This is a genomic window from Paraburkholderia phytofirmans (genome assembly GCF_046028095.1).
Lineage (GTDB): Bacteria > Pseudomonadota > Gammaproteobacteria > Burkholderiales > Burkholderiaceae > Paraburkholderia > Paraburkholderia phytofirmans_A.
In genome coordinates, this window is the sequence record NZ_JAQQDJ010000010.1 from 263,911 (window position 1) to 277,196 (window position 13,286).

Annotated in this window: 7 protein-coding genes; all 7 read right to left on the minus strand. The window is 62.1% G+C overall.

What is annotated here, in order from left to right; translation table 11 throughout:
* Positions 1–11: 11 nt before the first annotated feature.
* Positions 12–4,067, minus strand: coding sequence for a glycosyltransferase (locus PQR54_RS26630; RefSeq protein ID WP_408250883.1), 4,056 nt, complete (start codon positions 4,065–4,067; stop codon positions 12–14).
* Positions 4,068–4,152: 85 nt separating this feature from the next.
* Positions 4,153–5,628: an ABC transporter ATP-binding protein gene (locus PQR54_RS26635; protein ID WP_408250885.1), complete on the minus strand. Its 1,476-nt coding sequence runs from the start codon at positions 5,626–5,628 to the stop codon at positions 4,153–4,155.
* Positions 5,629–5,715: 87 nt separating this feature from the next.
* Positions 5,716–8,169 (minus strand): glycosyltransferase, encoded by a 2,454-nt coding sequence (locus tag PQR54_RS26640; protein ID WP_408250887.1) that lies wholly within the window; start codon positions 8,167–8,169, stop codon positions 5,716–5,718.
* A gap of 56 nt (positions 8,170–8,225) precedes the next feature.
* Positions 8,226–9,197, minus strand: a complete 972-nt coding sequence (locus PQR54_RS26645; protein WP_408250889.1) for an ABC transporter permease — start codon at positions 9,195–9,197, stop codon at positions 8,226–8,228.
* A 41-nt stretch (positions 9,198–9,238) separates the two neighbouring features.
* Positions 9,239–11,410 (minus strand): glycosyltransferase family 2 protein, encoded by a 2,172-nt coding sequence (locus tag PQR54_RS26650; RefSeq protein ID WP_408250891.1) that lies wholly within the window; start codon positions 11,408–11,410, stop codon positions 9,239–9,241.
* An 83-nt stretch (positions 11,411–11,493) separates the two neighbouring features.
* A complete protein-coding gene (locus tag PQR54_RS26655; RefSeq protein ID WP_408250892.1) occupies positions 11,494–12,390 on the minus strand; it encodes a glycosyltransferase family 2 protein in 897 nt (298 codons plus the stop codon).
* The gene (rfbD, locus tag PQR54_RS26660; protein ID WP_408250893.1) at positions 12,387–13,283 is read right to left on the minus strand and encodes a dTDP-4-dehydrorhamnose reductase; all 897 of its coding nucleotides are present in this window, start codon (positions 13,281–13,283) and stop codon (positions 12,387–12,389) included. The genes PQR54_RS26655 and rfbD overlap by 4 nt, the downstream gene beginning before the upstream one ends.
* Positions 13,284–13,286 lie beyond the last annotated feature (3 nt).

Here is a 13,286-nt window from a genome sequence, read left to right on the forward strand (position 1 = left end):
TAGCGGCAGCTTCAGACCACTTCGGGCCGCGCATCGGTCAACTTGAAGTAACGGCTTTGACGCTGAGGCAGATACGACGCATAGCGAACGCAATCGGCGTTCGTGCGAGTCAGGATGGCCGCGAAAATCTCCGCGTGCCGCGTGTAGGCTTCCGTCGGTGTCATCGACTGGAACGACTGCTGCAAACTCTCGCGCGGCTGACGCACCGGCCGCTCGGCGTGCTCGATCATCGTCCTGGCCAGTTCGTCGCGAACCGCGTGCAGTTCCCACTCGTTGGCGATGGCCTGATAGAACTCGGGGCCGTCCAGCGTCGACCAGTCGTCACGATAGGCGCGAATCACTGTGCTTGCCTCGCCGATCAACTGTTCACGGGCACCGCCGACATCGGTGGCGATGACCGGCGCGTTGCGCTGAAGCGTCTCCGATATCGCCAGACTCCACCCTTCGGTAAAGGACGGCATCACGACTGCGCGCGCCAGATCGACAAACCGATAGACGTCGGACCGATAGCCGGGCATCGACACCACGCCTTGCAAGCCATGATGCGCGATGCGCTCCTGAAGCCGCGCGGCGTAGCCGGCATCCGAATGCTTGCCGAGGATCACGAGACGGATGTCGGGCCGCTTTGCATGCGCGATCGCAAACGCGTCGATCAACAGACCCTGACCCTTCACCGGATTGATCGAGGCGACGTTGACGAAGACCGGACTAGCCGCGGGAAATCCGAGTTCCTCGCGCAGCGCGAGGTCGCGCTCCGGTTCGAGCAAGGGCTTCGCGCTGCCCGAGTCGCAGCCGTTCGGCACGACGATCATGCGCTCCGCGCTCAGGCGCAGATTCACATCGGCGAACATCGCGACATTAGCCGACACGCAGATATACGCGTCCGTCACTTCATCCACGCGACGCCACTGTTCCTTGCCCGCGGCGTCGAGCCACATGTACATGTTATGCACGGTCTGGACGAACGGTATTTTCAGCGAAGCGCACACGTCGCTGAGCGTCAGCGAATAGTGAGCATTGACGAGCGCCACCTTCCGCTCGATCAGCACCGCGCGAAGCTCGGCGGGATCGCCAGGCAGGCGCACGTAGTCGAACTGGCGCTGCTTGAGTTCGGCCTCGGCCTCGGTCGCGATGTCGCCCGTGACGCCGAGCATGGGCTGAAAGCCCGCCTTGCCCAAACGGTCCAGCAAGTCGAAGACGACACGTTCGAGACCGCCGACCATGAAGCTGTCGACCTGCAGCATGACAACCGGCGCGACCGACGGGTTGAAGGCTGCCGCGTCCGGCACGATCAGCGGCTGCGTGCTATTGATCGCTTTGCAGAAACGGCGCGCGGAGTCGACGACGTTCGCGGGTGCCGCTTCGATCACCATCGGGTGAAGCAACGCCAGTCCCAGGAACACTTTGTGGTCCAGTGCAATACACAGGTCCACATGGTCGTAGACGTCACTGCGCAATGCGTACGGGTTGTCGCCCGCTTCGAACACGGCGACGATCACCACGCCCGGCGCTTGCGGTCCCAAAGATCGCAAATCGGCAGCGGCGATGATTTTCAGTTGCGCGTCGTCCGCAGTCAGGTCGACCGCACCGCGCTCGCTTGCCGGCAAGACAGACGCGAGCGCCTGGCTGGATGCCCAGCGCGGCGCATCCGCGTCGAACTGCCCGAGCCACTTCGCGACGTGCCGTTCGTCCAGCAACAACGGCGCACTGGGGAAGCGCTTGACGGGCGCCGGGACCGGGACCGGCGCCGGGGTCGGGACGGCCGAGGCGGGCTCGCGTGCGCGGGCCACACCGAGCCGCCGCGAAAGCGCACGACCCGCACGCAGAAACCTGGCCTTCAAGGTTCGCGCAACGGCCACACGCAGTGCCTCGCTAGTGAGCACCTGCTCCTTGAGCGCAACCGCGAGACGAGCTTTCTCTGCTTCGTCTGCGGCAGCGCGCTCTCTGAGCGCAGCCACTTCACGATCCTTCTCTCTAATCACGCCTTCGAGCCGATCTGCCTCATCCCTGCCTTGCAGGATGACGCCTTCCAGCCGGTCGGCTTCGCCTTTCAGGTGCCGCACGACATCTTCCAGACGCTGCGTCTCGCCGTACAGGAAGGTGTTGCGGTCCAACAAGGCTTCGAGCTGAGTGTCCTTTGCTTCGAACACGCGCTCGTAAAATCCCCGGTGTTCACGCCACACCAGCCCGGGCCGATACTCGGCATCGGCAAGATAATTCAGGAGATAAGCGCACCGTGCGCCCAATTCGGCCAGTTGCGACACTTCCGGCAACCCGAAACTGAGCGGCTTCGCCGTGTCGCCGAGAATGTTCACCCAGTCGCCCGACAGAACCCGTTGGACTTCCTGCACCGCCCGCTCGAGATACCGGCGCGCGGCCTCATAGTCGCGGCGGGCTACGGCAAAGCTGGCCGCCAGATCGAGCGCGGCAACCGTCTTGGTTGTCAGCAGCGGACTAAACGGAACCGGGTCCAACGCGGCGCACTTCAATGCCCAAGCCTCGGCACCTTCCAGATCGCCTACCGCCTGCAACAGTTTCGCGGCCACAAAACTCTGCGAGATCGACCACCGCAGATATTGCGCGTCGTTCTTGTTCGTATCGAGGTACGCCTGAATCTCCGCTACGCACGTGCGCACCGTGTCGGTCGAGGCCCGTGCGGCAAGCACGCGATACGCGTGGCCGCACAGCGCGGCGCCGTAGTCGGCGGTGTCGTGCGGCGCCTGTTCCAGGACTCGCGCTTGCAGGCGTCCCAATTCGGCATCGTTGTTCATGCGCGTGCCGATGGTCACCATGCTCCGGAAGAGCCATGGATTCACCATGCTGCGCCCGTCCGGCAAGACATTGAACGCCGGCGAATCGGCGTGCTGGTACATCGTATCGACAAATGCCGACGCATCCGCGCCGACAGGATCGCGCATCGAAACGACAATCAGATGCCCGTCGCTGGCCACGAGGCGCTCGTCGAGTGCCATCTTGCGCCAGGCGACGTCCGACGGCGCACCCGGCGGCAAAATAAACGCGCATTCCGGCAGCCAGCTTGCGTGGGTCGAACCGGTACTCGCGTGCAGCAGTTCGGCCGGAGACTGTAATCCGACAGATGCGTCGCCCGTGCTTTCCGGCGCCCGAAGCCCGAGAATCAACCGGCCGCCCGGCCGCACGATGTCGGCGAGCCGTGGCCAGTCCAGCGGCGCGAAGCGGCGAAGGTCGCGGCAGATCACCACGTCGAATGAACGGCTCGCAAGGTCCTGCAATGCGTCACTGGCCCACGGCTTGAAATCGACGCGTCCGGCCACGCCATACTGCGTCGACGCATAGCCGCACCGCGACGCGTCCGGCACGATGCCGAGCACGTGGCGCGCGGTTGAATTCTGCGCAACGATGTAAGCGCCACTGCCGGCCGTATCGTCCAGCACGAGAACGGTGTCGCCGACTCGAACGAAACCGTCGATCTGCGTGAACTCGGCGACTGCCGTTTGCGACGCCCGGTCGATATGCCGCAAAATATCTTCGGCCGGCGCGGGGTGCTGTTCCGTCGACGCGTTCGCAGCACGCTCGAACGCGCAGACTTCGTAGCCGCCCAACGGCGGCAGCGGATGAGTCAGTCGCGCGAACGTCGAGCGGGCGTGAATGCGGAACCCAAGTTCGAAGGCCTGTTTTTTGGCCTGGCCGGCTGATGCAGCGTCGCTGCGGTTCTGCGCGACCGGCGTCACCAGCGCGACGTTCCTGATCCCCGCCTGCGCAATCAGCTCGAGCCACGTTGCCGCTTCGGCGGCCAGGCCGTTCAGCGGGAGAATCACGATCGCCGCGTCGAAAGATTCGCGCCGGGCAATGTCGAGAGCGGGCGCCGTGAAGGACGCCGCTTCGAGCCGCTCGGACACGAACCGATGATCGGCTTGCGCGCCGCCATCCGCGTCGAGCGAAAGCGCGTACGGATCGGTTCCCGCGGCCAGCAGGAAGTCGAGCGCATCAGCGGCATGCGCGCCGATGTACAGGATCCTGCCGTGCCCGAAACAGGTGACGCACTGGCGCAAGCATGCTCGCGCATCGTGGCTTGAAAACACGGTCATACAGTCGATACCAAGGTTTTGTACGGCGAGCCGTTTTGTCGAAGAAGGTCAGCCGCTCTGATTGTTGCGACTGACAGGCGTTGACTTACGAGGCTTCGCCGGTGGGTGCTTCAAGTTCGGCGCGCATGTGCAGATCGCACACGCCACCGAAGAAATGTGTGTCGACGCGCGCGCGGACCATGAAGAACGCGGCCTCGTCGATCCAGTGCAAGATCGCCTGATCGGAGAAGTTCATCGACTCCTGGTGGATCAGCGAAGCCTGCACTTCGTAGAAATTTTCGCCCAGCGCGCAGGAGTCCATCGTGAAGACGACGGAATGCTCTTCGCCCGCGCGGAATTTGCGGTTCCAGAAAATGAAACCGTCCTGCTTGCCGGCGATCAGTTCGGCGTCCTGGTTGAACGTCCCCCAGGAGTACATCTTGATGCCTTCCTTGTTGCGGATACGCAGGTTGACATAGAGCTTGTCCATGTCCTCACGGATCGAGAATTTCACCACGATCTTGACTGTATCGCCGGTATAGAACGTGGTGCATTGCTCGCCCGCGCCGTCGAGCACGGAGACGTCTGTAATCAACGCCTCGAGGCTGCCGAATTCGAACTTGCCGCCTTCGTTGCGCGCTTCCGTTTCCATCTGATCCGCTGCGTCCGAGACGTTCGACACGGCTTCCCCGAGATGCCCTTCAGCGGCAGCGGTCTCGAGCGGTTCGGCCGTCGCAGTAGGCGCCGTCAGTTGCGGCGATTCGACGGGCGCCGCGACCGCCGACGGGGTGTTCGCCTTGAGCGCCTGCTTGTGCTCGGCGATCTCCTTCTGCTTGGCGAGGTTTTCCTCGTCGTGCAACAGCTTGCGATAGGCCAGCACGACTTCACCGGACGGCCCTGCCGCCATGACCTCGCCGTGGTGGAGCAAAATCGCGCGGTCGGTAAACGTTCGGACCGACTCGATGTCGTGCGATACGAAGAGAATCGCGACGCCACGATCCCGCAGCTGGCGAATGCGCTGATAGCAGCGCTTCTGGAACAGCGCGTCGCCAACGGCCAGTGCCTCGTCGACGATCAGCACGTCCGGGTTCAGTTGCACCTGCACCGCGAAGGCGACGCGCACCATCATCCCGCTCGAGTAGTGCTTGACGGGTTGATCGAAGAAATCGCCGATCGCCGCGAAGCGGATGATCTCCGGCATGGCCGCGTCCATTTCCTTGCGCGTCAGGCCGAGAATCGAGCCGTTCAGATAGGCGTTCTCGCGACCGGTAAACTCGGGGTTGAAACCGCTGCCCAATTCCAGCAGGGCCGCGACCCGGCCGTGGACCTCCACGTCGCCCTGGGTGGGCGACAGGACGCCGGCGATGATCTGCAGCAGTGTCGATTTACCGGCGCCGTTACGGCCCACGATACCCACCGCCTCGCCCTTCTTCACGTTGAAGGAGATGTTGCGCAGCGGCCAGAATTCGCCGAAAAACTGCCGACGCCCACGAAGCAGCATCTGCGCCAGCCGATGGTGAGGCTTCGCATAAAGTTCGTAACGCTTGCTCAAATCGCGAACGTGGATAGCTATATCGTCCAAGACCACTCTCTTTGTTGATGAACAGCTTTACACAAAGCTGTGATCGGGAGCCGCCCGCCTCTCTGCGCGACGGCCCCGGTTAGCCGACTAGGTCAGCGCCTCGATGAGTTCCTTCTCGCCCGTGGCCTTCTGCTCGACCAGCCGCTCGCAGATGGCCCGATTGTGCGCGGCCATCTCCATGCGCGTGGCCGCGTCCGGAATCAGCCCCTTGGCAAAATCCTCGACGCTCACGTAACGCATGCCGTACGTGTTGAAGTCGCCGATATTGGGCGTGTCCACGATGGGCACGATGCCGAACGCCAGATACTCGATCAGCTTCGTCGGACAGGACACGTGGTTCACCACCATGTCGTCGCGCAGAATGAAGCCGAAATGGCACTGCTGGTACACCTCGTTGAGCTCGGCACGCGTCGCGCTGGCCACATGGAAGTTCGGGTGGCTTCGAACCTCGGGCGCCGCCGCGTTTCTCATTACGTCGACATCCGGCGTGTACATCCACCAGTCGGCGTGGTCCAGTGCTCGCGCGACCACGTTCATCATGGCGGGTACGTTTTGCCACTTCTGCGTGCCGCCGGCATAAATGACCGTGGGTCGGCCATCCTTGTAGGGCCGCGCCGCTTCGCTTCCTTCTTCCAATGCGAAGATCGGCAACACGATCACTTTCGCGCGCAACAGCTCGCGATATTTGTGCGCGAGATAGTTGCCCATGGCCTGCGACACGACGATCACACGGCTCGCTTTTTCCACCGCCATGCGCTCGCAATCGTCATGGATGCGCGCGGAGAAGAAATCATTGTGCATCCGGAACTCTTCGGGCACGACACCGTGCACGTCGAGCACCCATTTCAGGCCCGGCGCGCGAAGCGCCGCTTCCGCTGCCGCATTCGGCATGCGCAAGACGCTGTGGAAATAAACGCGTTTGAAGCGGCGTGCCAGCAGCGCGACGAGCCAGCGCTGATTGCGCGACGCCAGCGAGATGTTCAGCACCCAGGCGTTATGCGCCGCCCTTTCGATGAAAGGCTTGGCCTCCGGATGACCGCGCACATCGCAATACACACGGTGCTTCGAGGGAAACAGCGAATCGATCGCCTTGACGCGCTGGAAATAGCCGTCTCGCTCACGCTCCCTGGTCGGATACGGAGCGAAGAAAAGAATTCCGTCGCCATGCCGCAGCAGTTGCAACAATTCGTATCCGCGCACGAGGCGGCTCACCTTCGAGGTGGGGAATTGCGCCGCGCGAGCCAGCCGGTTCGTCACGCGCTGTTTGAGGCCGAGCGGCTTGTCCTGCGACTTGGCGGCTTGCATCGCGGTCAGCTCGCGCGCCGTACGCGACGTTCTGGCGACTAGCGCATCCAGTTCATTTGCGAACGACTCGAATCGAACCTTCATGCGCTGCACGACTTCCGGCGAGGCCCCTTCGCCGTCCACCGACAGGTATTGCTCGATGTCCGCGTCGATGCCGTTGATCACGGGCAACAACGACGCCACCGACACGGGTTCGTCGACATGACGCCCCATCACCAGCGAACGCAGATCGTTCAACTGTTCAGCATGCCTGCGCGCGATTTCTCCACTCAGGTGCTTCGAATAGGCCTCGAGGCCGTCCACGAGCGTGCGCATCTGGCGCGCGTACAGGTGATGCGTTTCGAGGTGAATCGGAAACCGTTTCGGCGAGGCAATCGCAAACAACGAATCCTGCATCCACGCGGTCACGGACAGGCGCGTGCGGTCCTGCCATGCGCGGCCATGCTTCTCTTCGAAACGCGCGCGATTCTGCGCGGCGAAGCCTTGCGCCTCCACGACATCCAGCTTGCCGAACGACGCCGAGCCCCAATGGTGGATATATACATCACGCGCCACGTGCATCTTGAATCCGCCTTGCAAAATGCGGACGCAGTGGTCGTCGTCTTCGTATGCCCCTGGATAGAAGCGCTCGTCGAGCGTGCCGACGCGTTCGATCAACTCACGCGAAAACAGCACGCAGTAATAACTCAGGAAGTCGCTGTCGACCGTCAAGCCGAGCCAGGCTTCGCGCCGGCGAATCGCAAACTCCGTGAGCACCGGCATATCGAGCGCGGCGCTGCCTTCGCCCAACCGGTTGCGGTCGCCGAGATGGTAGGGAATGGGAATGCCCTGCTCATTGTTCGACGCGTTGGTCAGCGGACCGATCGCATCCTTATCCGCCGCGACGAGATAGTCCAGCCAATGGTCGGTGACGATGACGTCGCTATTGAGCAGGCAGATATGCGTGATCGTCGGATCCGCCAGGCAGTACTGGATCCCGATGTTATTGCCACCGGAGAAGCCGAGGTTCTTGTCTTGCTGAAAGAATTTGCCTTGCAAGCCTTGCTGGGCGACGGCGTGTTCGAACGTGGCCTGCACGGCGGCACGCTCAGCCGGCCGGGATGCGTTATCGATCGCGGCCACCACGAATTCCGTATCGCTTCGGGTCTTGATCAGACTCTCGATCGCAAGCGCGAACACCTCCGCTGAATTGAAGGTTACGATAACAATGCCAACACGCGCCTTCTTGCTATTCATTATATTAATCCAATACCTGCCGACGTTAATTCGACTTATACCTTTAAGCGAATTTCCTAAAGTACATCAGGAAATCCTTTTTTGGATTTCATGAAAAACCAATAGCATGCGCACAGAAAAGCAATCGACACGGCCAACTGAATAATCATGCCGACCGCATCCGGCCATTGGCCAAAGAAAAATGCGTGCCGAACGTTTTCGAGCACCGGTGTAAAAGGATTCATCGCGACCGCGAAGCGCAGGATTTGCGGCACCATGTCGAGCGGATAAAACACCGGGCTCAGATACATGATAGCCATGGAAACCGGCGGCACCAGCAGCTTGATGTCGGGCAGATACACGCCGAGCGACGCCAGCAGATACGTCACGCCCAGCACGGCGAAAAACATCGGCAGCAGAACAATGGGCAATGCAATGGCGGACAGCGGCGGCAAGCCGACGAACACGAGGTTGAACAGGAGCAGAAGGCCGTAGCCGATCGCCGCGTTCACGACCGCGGACAAGGTAATGGCGAGCGGCAACACCTCCAGCGGGAACACGACCTTTTTGATAAAGTTCGGATTCTCGCGCATCAGCATCGGCGCGCGCAGAAAGCATTCGGAAAAGAACGTGTAAGTGATCAGTCCGCTGAAAAGAATCAGTGCGGACGCCTTGCTGTTTAACCCCTCGCCGGCCCAGCGCGCCTTAAACACCACGCTAAAAACAAAGAAATAGACCAGCAAAGTCAGGATTGGCGTAACGATCATCCAGACGGAGCCGAGCGCCGAACCGCGGAATTTAGTCGCCAGGTCACGGCGGACAAAGTCCCACAAGAGCGACCGATGCCGCAAAACAGAAATTTGCATTGATAGGTTCCGACAAACCGTCTGCGCTTCGATTGTCAAACCGATGCAAACGGTGCTAAAAATTCCGGCGGCATGTTGACAGGCGCGCCGGAACGTCATGATTATTTGTGGATACAGCCGCCGCCATCTTAACCCGGCATTCTGCCGTAGCGGACTGAACGCCGTCAAATCAAGCCCCAGCACGCCTCACGTGGCTTCATGCGGACACCAGGGCGCCTGCGCGGCTATTCGAACTGGCCGATGCGCGGCGGCGATGCCAGCGTGAACGGCAGCACCTCGCAACTGAGCGACAGATTTGGGTTATACGCCGGATCGCGTTCGAACCAGCCTTCCCAACGTGCCTCCATGCGGCGGATTTCGCTCACGAACCGGTCGTACTTCGCCGGATCGAGGTCCGAGCCACGGGTCGCCGATTCGTGGTGGTACATCTCGGCATACGGCGTCCAGATGTTGCGGTAGCCCGCCTTCAGCAGCTTCATGCAGAAGTCCACGTCGTTGAAGGCGACGGCCAGGTCTTCTTCCAGACCGCCCACTTCGTCGTAGACCGACTTCTTGACGACGAGGCAAGCGGCCGTCACCGCCGACAGATTCTGCGTCGCCACCGCGCGACCGAAGTACCCGAAGTGCCCGCGCTTCATCATGTGATGCATGTGGCCGGCAATCCCGCCAAGACCGATCACCACGCCGCCGTGCTGCAACGCATCAGTCGGATACCACAGGCAGGCGCCCACCGCGCCGGCGCGCGGCAGATTGGCCAGACTGACCATTTCATTCAACCAGTCCGGCGAGATCACCTCGATATCGTTATTCAGGAGACACAGGAATTCACCGGTCGCCACGCGCGCCGCGTGATTATTCAGCGCCGAGAAATTGAATGGCGATTCATCGCGCAATACACGCACATTGGGACGCTGCGACACTTCGTCGAAATATTTCATTGTCTCCGGCTTCACGCTGCCGTTGTCGACGATGATGATTTCGAAATTCTGATAAAGCGTGCAGGCAAAAACACTGTCCACACATTGCTTGAGCAGCGCAAGCCCGTCCCGCGTCGGAATGATGATCGACACTTTGGGTTGCGGACTCGGCAGCGTATAACGCACGCGCAGCACCCCGAGTGATTCCACCGGATGCTCGACCGTTGCGCTGATGTTCGCGCGCTTCAGGTGATCTTCCAGCGCGCGAATCGCGGCGACTAGCGCATACGGCTTCTCGCTGCCGCTGCCCGCCGTGCTGCCGGGCACGATGCGCCAGTGATACAGCACATGCGGAATGTGGATCACGCTGTCGTCGCCGGCGAGTTCCACGCAGCGCAACGCCAGGTCGTAATCCTGGCTGCCTTCGAAGCCCTTCCTGAAACCGCCCGCCTCCCGAACCAGCTTCGTCTCGAACACGCCCAGATGGGAAAACATGTTCTGCGTCAGGAACATCTGCGGGTTCCAGTCGCACTTGAAGTAAGGCGTGGTGCGCTTGCCCTCGGTGGTGAGCTTGTCTTCGTCGCTGTAGAACATCCGGCCTTGCGGATGCAGATTGATGTAGCGCGCCACCATGTACAGCGCGTGCGGCGGCAGCAGGTCGTCGTGATCCAGCAAGGCGACGTATTCGCCCGTTGCAAGCGCGAGCGCACTATTGCTGGCTTCGGAAATGTGGCCGTTCTTCTCACGGAAGACGACTTTGATGCGGCTGTCAGCCGCGGCAAGCTCCTGCAGGACGGCCTTGACGTGCGGTAGGGTCGACGCATCGTCCGCGATGCACAGCTCCCAGTGCGGATAAATCTGCGCCTGCACCGATGCCACCATTTCGCGCAGCAAACGCTCGTCGCTATTGAACGTGGGCACAACGACGGAGATCAGCGGCTTGCGCGCCAACAGTCCGATTTCCGCTTCGATTTCGCGTTGCTTGGCCGGCGTGACCGTATCGTACTGACTGATCCACTCGTGGTAGACCTCGTCGCGCGGCGGACCGTCGGCGAATCCGCGTCCGCTTTTGAGCCGGCGCACGCGCGCCACGACGCCCGGCAGACCTTCGCGCCCGATTACCGACGCGTAATAGCCCAGCGCGCTGCCCAGCCCGCCCCTGACCTCGGCCTGCCGGCCAATGGTGCTGAATGCGAGGCGGACCGCCGCCGCGATACGGCTCACCGAACGCAGCGGTGCTGTCACGCGCCACGAAGTCGAATGGAGCAAAGTGGCCTGCTCGACCTCCAGCTTCAGAATCCGATTGTTGAGCTTGGCGATCGACTCGCCGTCGTTGAGCGCCTCGGTGAGCTGTTTCTCGAGCTGTGTCACGCGCGCCTGAAGACGGCGTGCATCTTCCGCGCCGGGGGACGACGGCTCATCGTGGGCGACGTCCTGACCAACTGAGTCCTGCTGATGCTCGCTAAATTTCGTATTCATGCAATTCCTTCCTACGCGTCCGACGAGATGCCGGCTGCCCGCGGAGTTACCGCCAATGGCACCGACTGCTGTCGTACCGCGTTCTAAAGTCTACCCAACCGCCCACGGATGCCGTCCCACATACCGAGCAAGGCCATTTTCAGATGGGCCAGCCGTTGCGAGGGCATCAATGAATAGATGACGAGCCGCACTGGAAATTTGACCAGTTCGGACGATTTCCACGTCCAGGGCACATAGGAGCGGCGAATCAGCACAACGGCGTTGCGGAACAGGTAGTAGTGGCGCAACGGGCTATGCATGGGATACGCGCGACCCAGTACGCGGACCGGCTCGCCACCAAGTTCATGGCGCATGTGCACCCATGGCACGCCCAGCACCCGGTAGCCCTTCTGCTTGGCACGCACACACCATTCCAGGTCGACAAAATCGATGAAAAGCGCGTCGTCCATCGGACCGATGCTCGACCACCAGCGCAAATTGATGCACGAGCCCGACGAAATCAGGAAGTCGACCTCGATAGGCTGATCGCCCTGCGGCACGATCCGCTCCAGCGTGCCCCACTTGAAGCGCACGAACGGCGCGAGGCCGCGCAGGCGCGCGTCTTCGTAGGCCGGACCCGCCAGCGCGACCCGCTCGCCCGCTGCGTTGGCCGCGTCGATGACCTTCGGCAGCTCCGTGAATAGCGACGCGGGCGGCTCGCTGTCCTGATCGAAGATGATCGCCATGTCGAAGCCGCCGCGAATCAGCGCTTCGACACCCTGATTGATCGCCGTCGCGATGCCCGCGTTCTCGCCGTTAGGCAGGTACTCGATCGCGGCGGCCAGTCCCAGCTCGCTCGCCGGGCGCACGTCCGGCGTGTTGTCGACCACCACGCAGTGCATCCGTGCGGCGAGCCGGTTGGCCCGCTCGATACACGCCGCATCGGGGTTGTAGAAAACAACGACGGCACCCGTACGCGATGTCAGCGGGGTGCCGCTCAACGCTCGCCCAGGCAAAGTTGCAAGGCGTCGCGCCAATCCGGCGCCTGCACGCCGAACGTCCGTGCAAGCTTGTCATTCGACATGCGCGAGTTGCCGGGCCGCTTCGCCGGCGTCGGATAGGAAGCAGCCGGGATCGGTTTGACGGTCGGCGTCTTCGCGAGGCCCGACAATTCGAAAATGGCCTCGGCGAAACCGTGCCACGACGCGGAACCCGCCGCGGTCAGGTGATAGACGCCCGAATGCTGCTGCCACCAGTCGCTCTGACCCGGCGCCGCTGCTTGGGCGAGTACGTTTGCCGTGAGCGTGGCAATCGTTTTCGACCAGGTCGGCGCGCCGATCTGGTCGGCAACCACGCTCAATTCGTCGCGCTCCGCGCCGAGGCGCAACATCGTCAACAGGAAGTTCTTGCCGCGCGTGCCGTACACCCAGCTCGTGCGAAAAATGAGGTGCGCGCAACCGCTCGCGGCGATGGCCTGCTCGCCGGCCAGCTTGGTACGCCCGTACGCGTTTTGCGGATCGGTGGGATCGTCTTCGACGTAGGCGCCGTCTTTCTCGCCGTTGAACACATAGTCGGTCGAATAGTGAACCAGCGCCGCACCCAGCTTTTTCGCTTCTTCAGCGAGCACGCCCGGCACTTCGCCGTTGATGCGCATGGCGAGATCGAGTTCCTCTTCGGCTTTGTCCACCGCCGTATAGGCCGCGGGATTCACGATCAGCGTAGGCCGGATGTTGCGCACCACGGCGCGAACCTGATCCGGATCGGACAGGTCCATCGCGGCGCGATCCACCGCGACCACGGTGCCGAGCCCTTGCAGCGTACGCGCGAGCTCGAAACCCACCTGGCCGTTCACACCGGTGACGAGGATCGTCCGCTTGGCATCATGTGCGCTCATGCC